Here is a 17,700-nt window from a genome sequence, read left to right as displayed (position 1 = left end):
ACAAAAATTAACCCTAAAAATAAAGTTAATAAAAAGTTAATGCAAGAGTAACGCCTTTATCCGAAAAAAGATTAATATCTTGATTAATAATGATAAAAAACAAATTTAGTGGAGATATTGTTACTGAGATCACAATTAAAATTAACAAACACATTAACATATTGCAACAACGCGCCCCGTAGCTTATTAATATATTAATAAATGCATCTTAAAACCGCCCGTTTAAGTTTATGAGGAATCGTTAATGAAAGGCACTGTCTTCGCCGTAGCCCTCAACCACCAGAGCCAGGTAGATTTCTGGCATGGCTCATTTCAGCAAACACCTTATAACACTCTGCCTAAAACACCAGTATGGTTCATTAAACCCCGCAATACCGTTATCACCTCCGGTGAAGCAATTCCCCACCCGGTAGGTGAAGAGGTTCAAAGCGGTGCAACGCTGGCATTAATAATAGGTAAAACCGCCCGCAAAGTTGCCATTGAAAATGCGGCCGAATATATCGCAGGTTATGCATTAGCTAATGAAGTCAGCCTGCCTGAAACCGCTTTCTATCGTCCGGCAATAAAAGCTAAGTGTCGCGATGGTTTTTGCCCCATAGGCCAGATGACTCATCCTGAATCCATTGATGCGTTAGATATCATTACCGAAATCAATGGTCAGGAAGTCGATCGCTGGTCAACAGCCGATCTGGTGCGTTCAGCCACGGAATTAGTTGCAGCATTGAGTGATTTCGCAACCCTCAAAGAGGGGGACGTGATCCTGCTTGGAACGCCACACCAACGCGTGGCTATCAAACCGGGCGACAAAGTTGTTATTCGGGCAGCAGGTTTTCCATCACTGGAAAATCAGGTTGTGCAAGTGGGAGAAAAAGCATGAAACACGCAAGAGTTCACTATCAAGGTCGCGATTTGATTGTTACTGTCGATGAACAGGAAAATGTCTGCCTGCCTGATGGCAGTAAAATCAACAGCGAATCCGTTCAATGGCTGCCACCCGCAAACGGTACCCTGTTTGCCCTCGGTTTAAATTATGCTGATCACGCCACTGAGCTGGAATTTAAGCCCCCCGAAGAACCTCTGGTTTTTATCAAGGCCGCCAATACGCTAACCGGTCATCGTCAGGTTTCCGTTCGCCCTGATCATGTGGAATATATGCATTATGAAGCCGAGCTGGTGGTTATCATCGGCAAAACCGCCCACAAAGTGACTCAAGAACACGCGATGGATTACGTTGCCGGGTACACCGTCTGTAACGATTACGCAATCCGTGACTATCTGGAAAACTACTATCGTCCTAATCTCCGGGTAAAAAGCCGCGATACACTGACCCCCATCGGTCCGTGGTTCGTCGATAAAGAAGATGTCCCCGATCCGCATAATCTGACATTAAGCACTTGGGTTAACGGTGAATTGCGTCAACGCGGTACAACCGCTGATCTGATCTTCAATATTCCATTTTTGATCGCTTATCTAAGCGACTTCATGACGCTGCAACCGGGAGACATGATCGCCACCGGCACGCCAAAAGGATTATCCGATGTGGTACCGGGAGATGAAGTTATTGTTGAAGTTGAAGGTGTTGGGCGTCTGGTTAACCGTATTGTCAGCCAGCAAGAGTATGAGGAGAGTCTGTAATGACCGTCATTAGCCATTGGATCAACGGCAAAAACATCAGCAGTAAAACCTATTTTGAAACCACAAACCCGGCTACCGGCGAAGTGCTGGCCGAAGTCGCTTCCGGCGGTCAAGAAGAGGTTGATCAAGCCGTTGCCGCCGCAAAGGCAGCCTTTCCCAAATGGGCTGATCTGCCGATGAAAGAGCGTGCACGCTTGATGCGCCGTTTGGGTGAATTGATCGATGAGAATGTGCCTGAAATCGCGGCAATGGAAACCAAAGATACCGGTCTGCCCATTCATCAGACACAAAATGTCTTGATCCCTCGCGCTTCTCACAATTTCAACTTCTTTGCTGAGATTTGTCAGCAAATGAACGGCCGTACCTATCCCGTTGATGACAAGATGCTCAACTACACCTTGGTGCAACCCGTCGGTGTTTGTGCACTGATTTCTCCGTGGAACGTGCCATTTATGACCGCCACCTGGAAAGTTGCCCCCTGTTTAGCACTAGGTAACACCGCAGTGCTGAAAATGTCAGAGCTCTCCCCATTAACCGCCAACCGTTTAGGCGAATTGGCACTAGAAGCGGGTATCCCTGCGGGTGTGCTGAATGTGGTTCAGGGATATGGTGCTACCGCGGGTGACGCGCTGGTGAAACATCACGATGTACGCGCGGTTTCGTTTACCGGCGGCACAGCAACCGGTCGTCAGATTATGAAAAATGCCGGCCTGAAAAAATATTCAATGGAGCTAGGGGGTAAATCTCCGGTTCTGATCTTCGAAGATGCGGATATTGAGCGCGCACTGGATGCCGCGCTGTTCACCATTTTCTCTATCAATGGTGAACGTTGTACCGCCGGTTCACGCATTTTCATTCAGCAAAGTATCTACCCTGAGTTTATTAAGCGTTTTGCTGAACGCGCTAATCGTTTGCGGGTGGGTGATCCACAAGATCCAACTACCCAGATCGGTGCACTTATCAGCAAGCCGCATTGGGAGAAAGTCTCCGGTTACATCCGTCTGGGAATAGAGGAAGGTGCAACGCTGCTGGCAGGTGGACCAGACAAACCGATTGATTTACCGGCACACCTAAAAGACGGCCATTTCCTGCGCCCAACGGTGCTGGCGGATGTTGATAACCGTATGCGGGTTGCTCAGGAGGAGATCTTCGGCCCTGTCGCCTGCCTGCTGCCATTCAAAGATGAAGCAGAAGGTCTGCGCCTGGCAAATGACGTGGAGTACGGTCTGGCTTCTTACCTCTGGACGCAGGATGTCAGCAAAGTCTTGCGGCTGGCCCGCAATATTGAAGCCGGCATGGTATTTGTCAACACCCAGAACGTCCGTGACCTGCGTCAACCATTCGGCGGCGTGAAAGCCTCCGGCACCGGCCGTGAAGGCGGTGAATACAGTTTTGAAGTGTTTGCTGAGATGAAAAACGTCTGTATCTCGATGGGGGATCATCCAATCCCACGTTGGGGGGTATAACCGTTCCGTCAGCGTTAACCACGGCGAATTCCGGTTCGCCGTCCTGATATCAAATGAGGATTTTATGGGTAAGTTAGCGTTAGCAGCCAAAATTACACATGTGCCATCCATGTATCTGTCTGAACTACCGGGGAAGCATCACGGTTGCCGTCAGGGAGCTATTGATGGTCACAAAGAGATCAGTCGCCGTTGTCGCGAAATGGGTGTCGATACCATTATTGTGTTTGATACGCACTGGCTGGTGAATAGTGCCTATCACATCAATTGTGCCGACCATTTCTCCGGCATTTACACCAGTAATGAATTACCCCACTTCATCCGGGATATGAGTTATGAATATGACGGTAACCCTGAATTGGGACAAATGATCGCAGAAGAGGCACGCAATGTCGGCGTGCGTGCTCAGGCGCATGAAATCCCAAGCCTGAAACTGGAGTACGGCACGCTGGTACCGATGCGTTACATGAACAGTGACCGACATTTTAAAGTTATCTCAGTCTCCGCATTCTGCACTGTCCATGCTTTTGAAGATAGCCGTCGTCTTGGAGAGGCAATTCTGACAGCGATTGAGAAATATGATGGCACCGTTGCGGTATTCGCCAGCGGTTCCCTTTCTCACCGTTTTATTGATGATCAACGCGCCGAAGAGGGCATGAATAGCTACACCCGAGAATTTGATGAACAGATGGATCATCGGGTGGTTCAACTTTGGAAAGAGGGCAAATTCAAAGAGTTCTGCAAGATGCTGCCGGAATATGCAGATTATTGTTATGGCGAAGGCAATATGCACGACACGGTGATGTTATTAGGTCTACTCGGTTGGGATAAATATGACGGTAAAGTGGAATTTCTGACTGAACTGTTTGCCAGTTCCGGCACCGGACAAGTCAACGCCGTATTTCCACTACCTGATTACATCACCGATAAACCCGCGATCCCCTGATGAGGAGCAACCTATGCCACATTTTTATGCTGAATGTACGGAAAATATCCGCGAACAAGCCAATTTGCCGGAGTTGTTTGCCAAAGTGCATCAGGCGCTGGCAGATACCGGCATTTTTCCATTAGGCGGCATACGCAGCCGTGCCATCTGGCTGGATACTTGGCAAATGGCCGATGGTCAACATGATTACGCCTTCGTCCATATGACACTAAAAATCGGTGCAGGACGCAGCCTTGAAAGCCGTCAACAGGTTGGTGAGATACTGTTTCCTCTGATCAAACAACATTTTGCCTCGCTGATGGCACAACGTTACCTTGCCCTCTCTTTTACGATGGAAGAATTAGACCCGGTATTGAACTACAAACAAAACAACGTCCACGCCTTGTTTCGTAAGGAGTAGTGATGCCGAAGCCCTTTCATCAGCATCCTCCTCGTTGGTTAATCCCTTTATTAGGTGCGCTAGTGGCCTTCGGGCCGCTGTCGATTGATATGTACCTGCCAGCCTTGCCGGAAATGGCAAGGCAATTACAGGCAACACAAGGGCAGATGCAACATACTTTAGGCGCATTTTTCGCCGGTTTCTGTATTGGCATGCTGTTATACGGCCCACTGAGCGACCATTTAGGGCGCAGAAAACTGCTGCTCAGCGGTATCGCATTATTCGTCGTTGCCAGTGCGTTGTGTACCTTGGTGACACAAGTTGAACAACTGATTTTACTGCGCGCATTACAGGCATTTGGCAGCGGTGCCGCGGTGGTCATGGGCCGAGCGATCGCCCGTGATATCTACGGCCCGCAGGAATTACCACGCGTGCTATCACTCATGACTTTGGTGACCATGATAGCGCCGCTTATCGCGCCATTACTGGGTGGCTTACTGTTAACTTATTTCAATTGGCAGGCCATATTTACGCTATTGGGCCTGTTCGGTTGTATCAGTGGAATATTATTACTATTTTTCTTGCCAGAAACGCTACCCGCCCAGCATAACGGCGGAAAACTTATCACTGCGTTTAAAAATTACGGCAAGTTACTGACTGACGGTGAAGCTATGGCAACTATCGGCACATTGGCATTCACTTGTGCCGCCATGTTCGCATTTATCAGTGGTTCCCCTTTCGTCTATATCAACTATTTTCAGGTTCCGGCGAATTACTACGGCTTACTGTTCGCCTGTAATGCGCTAGGCATGATGGCAGTAGTGCTGCTCAATGTCCGTTTACTAAAAGTCTACGATGTTTCCCGTCTGTTATTTATCCAAACCAGTGCTCAATTACTGTTCGGCATCTTATTGGTTATCTTTTATCAGCAAAGTCTGACGGTGATCGTCATTTTGGTCGTACTGTTTATCTCGCTGGTTAATGCCATTGGTACTAACAGCCTCTCTTTATTACTTCAACATCGCGGTCAACTTGCCGGCAGCGCCAGTGCGCTCGCTATTTCCGCACAATTTGCTATGGCGGCATTCGCCAGTGTTGCCGTCTCTTTACTACAAGATGAAACCCCTTTTGCTATGGCCCTTGTAATGACTGTTTGTGCTGGATTGAGTTGGTTATGCCAGCAGCTAGCCACTTTCTACCGGCGAAAACCCCTCACACAAGTGTCTTTAGGAGAAAAAAATCATGACAAATAATGTAAATACCGAATTACTGCGTCAACAAGCTTATATCAACGGGCAGTGGGTTGATGCCGACAATCAAGCAACTTTTAAGGTGACTAACCCAGCAAATGGTGAAGTGATTGCCCACGTCAGTAATATGGGTGCGGCCGAAACAGAACGCGCAATTGCAGCCGCTCAACAAGCCCTACCAGCCTGGAGAACCATGACAGCCAAACAACGCAGCCAGATTCTGCAACGTTGGTTTCAGTTAATGATGGCAAATCAACCGGCACTGGCTGAATTGTTGAGCCGGGAGCAAGGGAAGTCACAGACAGAAGCGATGGGCGAAATCGCTTATGGTGCCAGCTTCATCGAGTGGTTTGCGGAAGAGGGTAAACGCACCTACGGTGAAACCATTCCAAGCCCATTGCCTGGTCGCCGGATTGTCACGATCAAACAACCTATTGGCGTTGTGGCGGCCATCACACCGTGGAACTTCCCCAATGCCATGATCACCCGCAAGGTTGGCCCTGCTCTGGCAGCAGGCTGCACGGTGATCCTAAAACCCGCCTCGGAAACCCCACTTTCCGCTCTGGCTCTGGCTGCGCTAGCGGAACAAGCCGGTATTCCCGCTGGCGTATTCAATGTGGTGACCGGCATCGATGCGAAAGCCATCGGCGGAGCTATGACCCAAAGCCCGATTGTTCGCAAACTCTCTTTTACTGGCTCAACCCGTGTCGGTAAGCTCTTGATGGCACAAAGTGCCGACACCGTGAAAAAGCTATCATTGGAATTGGGTGGCAATGCGCCATTTATCGTTTTTGATGATGCTAATATTGATGCCGCTGTACAGGGAGCATTGATAGCTAAATTCCGCAACAGCGGTCAAACCTGTGTTTGCGCTAACCGAATTTTGGTACAGGAAACCATTTATGACACCTTCGCCGAACGTCTGGCACAAGCCGTTAATCAGTTGCAGGTTGGCCCGGCTAGCGACGCTAAATCACAACAAGGCCCCCTGATCAATCAAGCCGCCGTCGATAAAGTCGAGGAACACATCAGTGACGCCATTTCCCACGGTGCACGCATATTGGCCGGGGGTAAACCACACGCTCTGGGCGGTCTGTTCTTCGAACCTACCGTACTGGCTGATGTCAATAAATCCATGCTTATCTCCCAAGAAGAAACATTCGGCCCTATTGCTCCCCTGTTCAAATTCCGTGATGAAGCAGAAGCCATCCATCTGGCAAATGAGACTGAATTTGGTCTAGCCGCTTATTTTTATTCCCGCGATATCGGCCGGATCTACCGTGTGGCAGAAGCGCTGGAAAGCGGTATGGTCGGGATCAATGAAGGTTTAATCTCTAATGAAGCCGCCCCATTCGGCGGCATTAAACAATCGGGCCTGGGACGTGAAGGTTCTCGTTACGGTATCGAAGATTATCTGGAAGTGAAATATCTCTGCTTTGGTGGCATAGAAGACACAGGAGTTTAACCGCATGTTACAGAAAGAAGTCGTATCACAGGTTGCACATCGTCTGCATCAGGCAGAAAAAAGCCGTGAACAAATACGCCAGATCTCATTGGATTACCCTGAAATCACCATCGATGATGCTTATGCTATTCAGCGTCACTGGGTGGAGTTGAAAATTGCCGAAGGTCGGGTACTCAAAGGCCATAAAATTGGCCTGACCTCAAAAGCCATGCAAGCCAGCTCACAAATCAGTGAGCCAGATTATGGCGCTTTGCTGGACGATATGTTTTTCCCTGATGGCAGTGATATTCCATGTGATCGCTTTATTGTGCCCCGTATTGAGGTCGAGCTAGCATTCATTCTGGCAAAACCTTTGTGTGGCCCGAACTGCACACTGTTTGATGTTTACAACGCGACCGATTACATCATTCCAGCGTTGGAATTGATCGACGCCCGTTGCCATAACATCGATCCGGAAACTAAGCGCCCACGCAAAGTGTTCGATACGATTTCTGACAATGCCGCCAACGGCGGCGTCATTATGGGCGGCCGTCCGATTAAGCCCGATCAGTTTGATCTGCGCTGGATCAGCGCCCTGCTCTATCGCAATGGCGTGATTGAAGAATCCGGTGTCGCGGCGGCGGTACTTAATCATCCAGCTAACGGTGTCGCATGGTTGGCAAACAAACTGGCCCCACATGGTGTTCAGCTTGAGGCAGGACAAATCATTCTCAGCGGCTCTTTTACCCGCCCGGTTCCAGCCAATAAAGGGGATACCTTCCATGTGGATTATGGCCCCCTCGGTGCTATCAGTTGCCGTTTTGTTTAACGAGGAAAAATATGGATCGGTTAACCAATAAATTTAAACAGGCATTAAAAGCAGGCCAGCCACAAATCGGTCTATGGTTGGGGCTTTGTAACCCCTACAGTGCTGAATTAGTGGCCGGAGCCGGTTTCGACTGGCTACTTATTGATGGCGAACATGCACCGAACGATATTCAGACGATTCTAAGCCAGTTGCAAGCTATCGCCCCTTATCCAAGTCATCCCATTGTGCGTCCGCCCTGGAATGATCTGGTCATCATTAAACAACTACTGGATATCGGTGCCCAAACGTTATTAATCCCCATGATACAAAACGCCGAACAGGCTTACGAAGCGGTTCGGGCAACCCGTTATCCACCGGCGGGTATCCGTGGTGTGGGTAGCGCTCTGGCAAGAGCTTCCCACTGGAACAGAATTCCTGATTATCTGCATCGTGCCAACGATGAAATCTGCGTTCTGGTTCAGGTAGAAACCCGTGAAGCACTCCGTAACCTGCCGGAGATCCTCAAAGTAGACGGTGTGGATGGTGCCTTTATCGGTCCGGCGGATCTCAGTTCCGATATGGGCTTTACCAATAATCCGCAACATCCTGAAGTGAAAGACGCAATTGAGCAAGCCATCGCTCAAATCAAAGCGGCGGGTAAAGCGCCGGGCATTCTGATGTCCGCACCCAATGTTGCCGAGCACTACCTGAAACTCGGTGCTCTATTCGTTGCTGTGGGTATTGATACAACTTTATTGGCTCGGACAGCGGAAGCGCTGGCAGCACGATTTATCGCGGATAAAGAGCCGCCGGTAGCACCTTTATCCGGTGTTTATTAATCTCAGCAACCACAATTTAATAATTGATTTACTCAACAAGCATTTAATTTCCTAGACAACGTAATACACATAAAACAGTAAGTAAGGAAAATGATAATGAGCGATTCATCAACTGTTGTGCAACAGCCGGATCTTCCGGTTGGTCAACATAAACCGCTGACGGCACAACAGCAATCCGTCATTAATAAGCTATTCCGTCGCCTGATTATTTTCCTGTTCGTCTTATTTGTATTTTCGTTTCTGGATCGAATTAATATCGGGTTTGCCGGCCTGACAATGGGTAAAGATCTTGGACTGAACGCAACCATGTTCGGTCTGGCGGCAACGCTGTTCTATGTCACTTATGTCATTTTCGGTATTCCTAGCAACATTATGCTAAGCATTGTCGGAGCGCGACGCTGGATAGCCACGATTATGGTGCTCTGGGGGATCTCCTCCACTGCCACCATGTTCGCTACCGGACCAACCAGTCTGTATATCTTGCGGATGCTGGTCGGTATCGCCGAAGCAGGTTTCGTGCCGGGCATCCTGTTATATCTGACTTATTGGTTCCCGGCTTACTATCGCGCCCGTGCCAACGCACTGTTTATGGTGGCAATGCCGGTGACGATGGCGTTTGGTTCTCTGGCTTCCGGTTATATTCTGGAAATGGATGGCCTCATGAACCTTCACGGCTGGCAATGGTTATTCCTGCTGGAAGGTTTTCCTTCGGTACTACTGGGAATTGTCGTTTGGTTCTATCTTGATGATTCACCCAAACGCGCTAACTGGCTGACAGATGAGGACAAAAAATGCTTACAAGAGATGATGGATAACGACCAGCCCGCTCTGGTTCAACCAGCAAGCTCATCAACTCATCAGGCAATGCAAAAACCCAGTATATGGCGTGAAATTTTCGCGCCGATCATGCTGATGTATACCCTGGCTTACTTCTGTTTAACCAATACCTTGAGTGCGATTAATATCTGGACGCCACAGATTGTGCAAAGCTTCAATCAGGGCAGCAGTAACATCATGATCGGTATCCTGACCGCTATTCCTCAGTTTTGTACCATCATCGGCATGATTTACTGGAGTCGCCGTTCAGACCGGTTACAAGAACGTAAAATGCATACAGCTCTACCCTATCTGTTCGCCGCCGTGGGCTGGATATTGACCTCATTGACCAACCACAGTGTCATTCAGCTCATTGGGATTATTATGGCTTCAACCGGTTCATTTACCGCAATGGCGGTCTTCTGGACAACGCCGGATCAAGCTATCAGTTTACGTGCAAGAGCGATCGGCATTGCGGTTATTAGCGCTACAGGCAACATAGGTTCAGCACTCAGCCCGTTATTAATCGGCTGGCTGAAAGATCAGACAGGAAGCTTTAATACCGGGCTCTATTTCGTTGCCGGATTGCTGGTCGTTGGCGCAGCCATTATCTGGTTGATCCCAATGAAACACGCCAGACAGAGAACAGCGCCGTAATTTTCAATAAAAAGGAAAAACCATCATGACTGAGCCTATCATTGCCAATATTGATATCAGCAAGGATTATGATGAAACCCAAGGCACTGATGATGTGCACTATCAAACCTTTGGTCGGATGGCAGCATTTTTTGGTCGTAATATGCAAGCTCATCGTCACGATGGTTTCTTCCAACTTCATTTTTTGATCACCGGCCATATTGAATTACAGTTAGATGCTCAACACTATTCTGTACAGGCACCGCTGTTTATCCTGACACCGCCCTCCGTTCCTCACGCTTTTTTCACTCAAGATGACAGTGACGGATATGTCCTTACCGTACGGCAAGATCTGATATTACCGTTATTGGAATCACTCTATCCAGCTAATAAAGATATTCTTGATATTCCGGCTATTTGCTTATCCGTCGTCGATAAACCGGAAGAATTGGCCGCTTTTAATCACTATTGGGCGTTAATCGCCCGCGAATCATCGAATAACTTTATTGGTCGAGAGCAATCGCTGACATTTTTAGCACAAGCCATATTTACCCAGTTATTGCGCAATATTCCTCTTGATGATCACCCGGTTAATGGCGTGCGAGGAGAAATTAAATTGTTTCAGCGCTTTAATCAATTAATAGACAATCATTATCATCATCATCTTTCCGTACCGGAATATGCTCATAAGTTAGATATTACAGAATCGCGGTTAAAAGATATGTGCCGTCGGTTTACCAATCGTCCACCAAAACGACTCATCTTCGATCGTCAACTGCGTGAAGCCAAACGGCTATTATTATTCAGTGATTGCCCAGTATTTGAAGTTGCTTATCAGCTTGGATTTAAAGATCCCGCCTATTTTGCCCGCTTCTTTAATCGATTAGTTGGCTGCTCACCTAGTTATTGGCGAGAAAGAAATATTCACGAAAAATAAATATCCCTGCTAATTATACCAAGCCCGGCATTTTATTCTGCCTGTTCAGCAAACCTCGTGCTATTAATTCGTGCTAAACTGACTCAGTTTTATTACAAAATCTCTTCCAAGAATTAAAATTCTGAATATACTGAGACTCTGTAACTCACTGGAACTTTTGAAGGATAAATGATGGCAACCGGAGTGCCGATAAAAATATACCCTATGGATTTCAAGATGCATCGCGGCGGCAAGGGAGTGAATCCCCGGGAGCATAGATAACTATGTGACCGGGGTGAGCAAGTGCAGCCAACAAAGAGGCAACTTGAAGGATAACGGGTATAAATTTATTTAAGAAAAGGAAACACAGCATATGCAAAATCCTTACTATATGGCAGGTAAATTCGGGTTCCCACCTTTTGATGTCATAGACTTCATATAATCATGAGAATTTCAGAATGAGCAAATCAGCTATAGTTTTAAATATCACTTATGCTATCTTTTGTGCGTTATTTATATATATGATGTCATACTTAGAAGAAGAGCATTATATCGGTGGTCAGGATATAGATAATCTCTGTACTGTTTACAGAGAGCTGATAGATGATAATCGTGATGTATTTGCTCCAACATGTTTACTGATTATGTCCCCCTTAATTTATGCAACCGTGAAGAAAAGATTCAAATCACTTTCTCTTAATGTCATTACATTTGCTTTGCTAGGATACTGGATGTGGCGATTTTTTATCAGATTAATCGTATGCGTTTAGGATAGTTTCAAATTATTCGGGTAGCGGCCACTGGGTGTTACCTGAATGTCAACTCACGCTATGCGATTATTACTAATACGATACCTTAACAGTTCAGATTTTTACGTTGCTCTTAATACTTTGATACCCTATTTCTAAGCATTTTGGTTTTATCAAATTATTCCTCTTACAAATGTAAATTATCTTAAATTTATAAATTTTTGATTGCTTTTTGCACACACCCTACAGCAGGATAAAAAAAGCACATTAGAGGAACAACCAGTATGGCAAATATCATTTACTTAACATTGAAAGGCAAAAAACAGGGGCTAATCTCCGCTGGCTGCGGCTCCTTAAACTCCATAGGAAATAATTACCAGCACGGTCATGAGAATGAAATTTTTATTTACTCGCTTCAACATTTAATGACAAGGGAACAACACGTATCCCATCATCCGGAGAAGGAACCACTGCACCTATTGAATACATTTCAAGTACCTCTATTGGTTTTGGTGTTACTAAAGGATCTAAATATGTAGAAAAGTTATATAAAGTCAGGGTTGTTCTAAGGTATTCTGAATACAATGGTAAACCATTTTATATATTAACAGCATTTCCAAAGGGCTAATTTAATGACCGGACAATATCCATTTCTAGATATTTTAATGCATGCTTACTTTAATCAGGACTTCGATATAATATCAGGTCCCGAGCTTGATGATGTTATCAATGATTTTCTTAATGACGCATCTCAGGGAATGAGAAAAGGGTTAATAGAAGAAATCAACGACCTTATTGACTCTTCTGAAGATGTAGAGAGCACATTTGATTATCATTACCATGATGCTGACGTTCTCCCCGAAGGGTGGGGTATGACAGCACTTGAGTTTTTAACGCATGTGTCAAACAAGTCACAAGATTATTTAAACGAGCATACTGAACAAGATGAGTAATTAAATTATTCTTAAATGAAGAAATAAAGAGGTTAAATATAATGGAAATAAGAGAACAATTGCAGTACATAGATAAGCTGACAAATGCTATTGATAGGAATGATTTTGAATCATTTCAAAAAATATTCAATGAGCTGCAAGGAAATTATATTAATATTGCACCGCCAATGTTATTGGAAACTATTTCCGCCGTATTAGAACATCTGAATCAGTCATCAAAAATAATGCAAAGTTATACCCGTCATCTTTCAAGTTGCTTCTTTGTTGGCTGCACTCACTCACCCCGGTCACATAGTTATCTATGCTCCCGGGGATTCGCTCCCTTGCCGCCGCGATGCATCTTGAAATCCATAGGGTATATATAAACAAACACCATAAAAAGGATAAATAAATCAACCTTTAATCCATAAAATATTCAAATAAAAAACGCTTTTGAATGTAATTAATTATATATTATACTTTAAAGGAGTCATTTATTAACCAAACTTCAAAAACATTAATAACACACAAAAAAATTCATTTCACCCTCAATGAAAACAAAAAAATATGATGTTATTAAAGATATTTTAACCTCTGACTAAAAATAATTATAAAAATAACAATGAAAACATTACAAATATCCCCATGCCATATGCAAAAATTTGCTTTTCATTCAGTTTTTCTTTAATAATACTGGTTAGTTTGATATTTGATTTCTTAATGTAAAACTTTAAATGAGAATATTATGCAAAAAATTACATTAATTACCGGCGGATCACGTGGCATTGGTCGCGCAACAGCTTTTTATCTGGCAAAGAAAGGACACCACATTTGCATTGGCTACCACACCAATCAAGAGCAAGCTCAGGAAGTCATAGAAATCATCCATAATATCGGCGGTAAAGCTATCGCCATTCAGGTCGATGTCGCTGATGAAAAACAAGTTGTAGAACTCTTCCAAAGAATTGATACCGAACTCGGATGCATCACAGGTTTGGTAAATAACGCCGGAATACTTAAACCACAAGCATCGATTGAACAATTAACCGCTCATCGCTTGCATGATATTTTTGCCACCAATGTCATAGGCAGTTTTCTCTGTGCACGGGAAGCGGTTAAAAGAATGTCCTTCCGGCATGGTGGTCACGGTGGATCAATTGTCAATGTTTCATCCGCAGCATCTCGACTGGGATCACCGCACGAATATATAGATTATGCCGCATCAAAAGGAGCGATCGATACTTTGACTATTGGCCTGTCTCTGGAAGTGGCAGATCAGGGAATTCGGGTCAATGCCGTTCGTCCTGGATTCATCTATACCGATATGCACGCTGATGGCGGCGAACCAAATCGAGTTGATCGGGTGAAAAATTCCTTACCAATGAAACGCGGTGGACAACCGAAAGAAGTGGCACAGGCTATCGTCTGGTTGCTGTCGGATGAAGCCTCATATGTAACCGGAAATTTTATTGACCTCGCCGGAGGGAAATAACATTTAAAACAAGTAAATATTGAGCTGAATTTACCAATAACCAATATTTGGATACATGAAAAAGAAACCAGAAAATGAAAGATGCCCCATATTTTCAATTGACTTTAGATCAATATTCAGGATGTATTATTAATTAGTATGGGCTGGCATATTGATAACAGGACTCATCGCTATTTTCTGGATAAAGAATATGCCCAAGTGCCCATTCGGTTGAACGCAGGCCAAACTGCAACAACCAAAATCCTCAATACAACCAAGAGGTAAATCATGAAAAACATTGATCCAAAACTTTATCAACATACGCCCACGATTAGCGTCTACGATAACCGTGGCCTGACCATTCGTAACATCGACTTTCACCGCTCTGTCGCGGGAGGGGATACGGATACTCGTATTACCCGCCACCAATATGATGTCCGAGGACACTTGAGTCAAAGCATTGACCCACGTCTATATGACGCCAAACAGCTCGACAACTCAATAAATCCCAATTTTCTCTGGCAACACAATCTCACCGGCGATACTTTGCGAACAGAAAGTGCCGATGCCGGCCGTACCGTCGCCCTTAATGATATTGAAGGCCGTCAAGTATTAATTGTAACCGCAACCAATGCCATTCAGACCCGACAATATGAAGCTAACACCCTGCCCGGCCGTCTATTGTCCGTAAGTGAACAAGCTGCCGGAGAAAAGATACCCCTCGTTACTGAGCATTTTATTTGGGCAGGTAATACACAAACGGAGAAAGATCATAACCTTGCCGGCCAGTACGTACGCCACTACGACACAGCAGGAGTGACGCAACTGAAAAGCCTGTCATTGACAGAAAATATCTTATCTCAATCTCGTCAGTTATTGGCCGATGGTCAGCAAGCAGACTGGACAGGTAACAATGACCCCCTCTGGCAGACCAAACTCAGCAGCGAAATTTATACAACACAAAGCACCTTTGATGCTACCGGCGCTTTGCTAACCCAAACCGATGCAAAAAGCAACATACAGCGTCTGGCTTACAATGTAGCAGGTCAGTTAAAAGGTAGCTGGCTGACATTGAAAAACCAAAGTGAGCAAGTCATTATCAAATCCCTGACCTATTCCGCCGCAGGCCAGAAACTGCGTGAAGAACACGGTAATGGCGCTATCACTGAATACCGCTATGAACCGGAAACCCTACGATTGATCGGTACCACCACTCGCCGTCAATCAGATAACAAGGTGTTACAAGATCTACGCTATGAACATGATCCGGTCGGGAACATCATCAGTATTCGTAATGATGCAGAAGCCACTCGCTTCTGGCGCAATCAGAAAGTGGTGCCGGAGAATGTCTATACTTACGATTCCCTGTATCAGCTTATTAGTGCAACAGGACGAGAGATGGCTAATATCGGCCAGCAAAGCAACCAGCGTCCTTCTCCGATCCCTCTTCCTACTGATAACAACACATATACCAACTATACCCGCACTTATGATTACGACCGTGGTGGCAATCTGGCTCAAATTCGGCACAGTTCACCCGCTAGCCAAAATAACTACACCACGGATATCACAGTCTCGAATCGCAGTAACCACGCAGTGCTGAATTCACTGACGACTGATCCGACACAGGTAGATACATTGTTCGATGCTGGCGGCCATCAGAAAAAACTACTACCGGGACAAGATCTGAGCTGGAATGCACGGGGGGAACTGCAACAAGTAACGCCGGTAAACCGGGAGAATACCAGTGATCGAGAATGGTATCGCTACGGCAACGACGGCATGAGACAGTTAAAAGTCAATGAACAGCAGACCGGTAACAGCACACAGCAACAACGAGTGACTTATCTTCCCGGATTAGAACTACGTACAACGCAAAATGGCACAACTACATCAGAAGATCTGCATGTTATTACCGTAGGTGCCGCCGGTCACGCCCAAGTACGGGTTCTGCACTGGGCAACTACACCACCAGCCGGTATCAGCAATAATCAGCTCCGTTATAGCTATGATAATTTGATTGGTTCCAGTCAACTTGAACTGGATAACGAAGGACAAATTATCAGTCAGGAAGAGTATTATCCATTTGGCGGTACAGCGCTGTGGGCGGCAAGAAACCAAACAGAAGCCAGCTATAAAACCCTTCATTACTCAAGCAAAGAGCGAGATGCTACCGGACTCTACTACTACGGCTATCGCTATTATCAGCCGTGGGTAGGCAGGTGGTTAAGCGCCGATCCGGCGGGAACTGTGGATGGTCTGAATCTGTACCGGATGGTGAGAAATAATCCAATTACTTTATATGATAATGATGGTTTGGCGCCTCCACGAGTGAGACCCCGTCATCCTGATTCAGAGGGGGAATCAGAAAGCGAAGACAGTAGCATTGGTTATCGTGCCTTGAGATCTGATGAGCATCCCTCTATACATGGCCTTCGTCCTCCAGAAGGAGCAAATCTAAATATTTCTGCTTATGCTCATGTTAGAGCAGGGACAAGTGCAAAGGTCAAATCCAGTTGGATCTCCTATAGTCGTTCTTTGAAAGTTGCAGCAAGCTGGGCAGCCTCAAGTGGTAGCGGTAGAGTTGTTAAATTCCGAATAAAGAAAAATAACCGATCTTTTGATCTAACAAATAAAAGCGATCAGATTAGAATGCTTCAGGAACAAGCTACTTCATCTCATAGCGAAATAAATCTTGATCCTAATAAACACCCAGCAATTAACTTTGCTAAAGGATCTCAGGAGGGACTTGTTTACGGAAAAGTTGATAAATCACAAATTATCGCTGAATATCAGGCTGAAAAAACTACAGAACCTGAATATTCTGAATATAAGAGCTTGAAAGAAAAAAATACTCCTGATGATACGTGGAAGTTAATAAAATCGCGGACAACGGTTATGAAAAAGATTGATGGAGTAAAAGTTAAAACCACACCAAAACCTGTATTAATAACAGAGACTTACAACGAGAATAGTTTTTTAAATCAAGCCAGAGGAGAATGGGATGAATTACAGAAAAAAGCATCACCGTTATTAATAGGACATTTAGAAAGTGAAGGATTATCACCATACGAAATGGATTATATTTCAAATAAATCTGAATATAAAAAATATCGTGAAGATGTTCGTAATAGTATTGCTAAATATAGAAACAACCTACGTAACTAAATAATATAAAAGCTTTTGAGTCTGAACATAATCCCGTTCAATTATTCTCATCTCACTAATGGTGACCGTCCAAACGGTCACCAAACTCGATAAGAAATAGATGCCTCTTAGCCACAAAAACATCGCCTAGATCACACTTTAGTCACAAATCACCATTTCCCAACGAAAAGTACCAGCGAACCTTCCAAAAATCTATTCAAGAAAAGCCGTTCTGAGGATTCAATTAAGAAACACAAAACAAACACTAA

General features: G+C 45.2%; 16 protein-coding genes and 1 pseudogene. All 17 read left to right on the top strand.

What is annotated here, in order from left to right; translation table 11 throughout:
• The first annotated feature begins 244 nt into the window (after nucleotides 1–244).
• The 17 genes and pseudogenes from PluTT01m_RS05115 (at nucleotide 245) to PluTT01m_RS05040 (ending at nucleotide 17,452) form a co-directional block, all read left to right on the top strand.
• A complete protein-coding gene (locus PluTT01m_RS05115; RefSeq protein ID WP_011145353.1) occupies nucleotides 245–877 on the top strand; it encodes a fumarylacetoacetate hydrolase family protein in 633 nt (210 codons plus the stop codon).
• Nucleotides 874–1,635, top strand: coding sequence for a fumarylacetoacetate hydrolase family protein (locus PluTT01m_RS05110; protein ID WP_011145352.1), 762 nt, complete (start codon nucleotides 874–876; stop codon nucleotides 1,633–1,635). The genes PluTT01m_RS05115 and PluTT01m_RS05110 overlap by 4 nt, the downstream gene beginning before the upstream one ends.
• A complete protein-coding gene (hpaE, locus tag PluTT01m_RS05105; RefSeq protein WP_011145351.1) occupies nucleotides 1,635–3,101 on the top strand; it encodes a 5-carboxymethyl-2-hydroxymuconate semialdehyde dehydrogenase in 1,467 nt (488 codons plus the stop codon). The genes PluTT01m_RS05110 and hpaE overlap by 1 nt, the downstream gene beginning before the upstream one ends.
• A gap of 64 nt (nucleotides 3,102–3,165) precedes the next feature.
• The gene (hpaD, locus tag PluTT01m_RS05100) at nucleotides 3,166–4,044 is read left to right on the top strand and encodes a 3,4-dihydroxyphenylacetate 2,3-dioxygenase (RefSeq protein ID WP_011145350.1); all 879 of its coding nucleotides are present in this window, start codon (nucleotides 3,166–3,168) and stop codon (nucleotides 4,042–4,044) included.
• Between the two features lie 13 nt (nucleotides 4,045–4,057).
• Nucleotides 4,058–4,444 carry a 5-carboxymethyl-2-hydroxymuconate Delta-isomerase gene (locus PluTT01m_RS05095; protein WP_011145349.1) on the top strand — a complete coding sequence of 129 codons (387 nt, stop codon included), beginning with the start codon at nucleotides 4,058–4,060 and terminating at the stop codon, nucleotides 4,442–4,444.
• A gap of 2 nt (nucleotides 4,445–4,446) precedes the next feature.
• Nucleotides 4,447–5,676, top strand: a complete 1,230-nt coding sequence (locus PluTT01m_RS05090; protein WP_011145348.1) for a Bcr/CflA family multidrug efflux MFS transporter — start codon at nucleotides 4,447–4,449, stop codon at nucleotides 5,674–5,676.
• A complete protein-coding gene (locus PluTT01m_RS05085; protein ID WP_011145347.1) occupies nucleotides 5,666–7,138 on the top strand; it encodes an NAD-dependent succinate-semialdehyde dehydrogenase in 1,473 nt (490 codons plus the stop codon). Before PluTT01m_RS05090 ends, PluTT01m_RS05085 begins: the two co-directional genes overlap by 11 nt.
• A 4-nt stretch (nucleotides 7,139–7,142) precedes the next feature.
• Nucleotides 7,143–7,946, top strand: a complete 804-nt coding sequence (gene hpaH, locus PluTT01m_RS05080; RefSeq protein WP_011145346.1) for a 2-oxo-hept-4-ene-1,7-dioate hydratase — start codon at nucleotides 7,143–7,145, stop codon at nucleotides 7,944–7,946.
• 11 nt (nucleotides 7,947–7,957) lie between these two features.
• Nucleotides 7,958–8,764 carry a 4-hydroxy-2-oxoheptanedioate aldolase gene (gene hpaI, locus PluTT01m_RS05075; protein WP_011145345.1) on the top strand — a complete coding sequence of 269 codons (807 nt, stop codon included), beginning with the start codon at nucleotides 7,958–7,960 and terminating at the stop codon, nucleotides 8,762–8,764.
• 96 nt (nucleotides 8,765–8,860) lie between these two features.
• A complete protein-coding gene (gene hpaX, locus PluTT01m_RS05070; RefSeq protein ID WP_011145344.1) occupies nucleotides 8,861–10,237 on the top strand; it encodes a 4-hydroxyphenylacetate permease in 1,377 nt (458 codons plus the stop codon).
• Between the two features lie 25 nt (nucleotides 10,238–10,262).
• Entirely contained in the window at nucleotides 10,263–11,153 is an 891-nt protein-coding gene (gene hpaA, locus PluTT01m_RS05065) for a 4-hydroxyphenylacetate catabolism regulatory protein HpaA (RefSeq protein WP_011145343.1), read from the top strand.
• A gap of 437 nt (nucleotides 11,154–11,590) precedes the next feature.
• Complete coding sequence (locus PluTT01m_RS05060) at nucleotides 11,591–11,902, top strand: YjeO family protein (RefSeq protein ID WP_011145342.1); 312 nt, start codon at nucleotides 11,591–11,593, stop codon at nucleotides 11,900–11,902.
• Nucleotides 11,903–12,165: 263 nt separating this feature from the next.
• Nucleotides 12,166–12,339: pseudogene (gene tssD, locus PluTT01m_RS05055) on the top strand (type VI secretion system tube protein TssD); the annotation flags it as partial.
• Nucleotides 12,327–12,509 (top strand): RNase A-like domain-containing protein, encoded by a 183-nt coding sequence (locus PluTT01m_RS26820; protein ID WP_157852125.1) that lies wholly within the window; start codon nucleotides 12,327–12,329, stop codon nucleotides 12,507–12,509. The pseudogene tssD and the gene PluTT01m_RS26820, both read left to right, overlap by 13 nt.
• Nucleotides 12,510–12,513: 4 nt before the next feature.
• Nucleotides 12,514–12,834, top strand: coding sequence for a contact-dependent growth inhibition system immunity protein (locus PluTT01m_RS05050; RefSeq protein WP_011145341.1), 321 nt, complete (start codon nucleotides 12,514–12,516; stop codon nucleotides 12,832–12,834).
• A gap of 724 nt (nucleotides 12,835–13,558) precedes the next feature.
• Entirely contained in the window at nucleotides 13,559–14,305 is a 747-nt protein-coding gene (locus PluTT01m_RS05045) for an SDR family oxidoreductase (protein WP_011145340.1), read from the top strand.
• Between the two features lie 267 nt (nucleotides 14,306–14,572).
• Entirely contained in the window at nucleotides 14,573–17,452 is a 2,880-nt protein-coding gene (locus tag PluTT01m_RS05040; RefSeq protein WP_011145339.1) for an RHS repeat protein, read from the top strand.
• The last annotated feature ends 248 nt before the right edge of the window (nucleotides 17,453–17,700 follow it).

It is taken from the genome of Photorhabdus laumondii subsp. laumondii (genome assembly GCF_003343245.1).
GTDB classification, from domain to species: domain Bacteria; phylum Pseudomonadota; class Gammaproteobacteria; order Enterobacterales; family Enterobacteriaceae; genus Photorhabdus; species Photorhabdus laumondii.
Note: the sequence above shows the minus strand (reverse complement) of the source record. Positions and strands in the feature narration are given on the sequence as shown.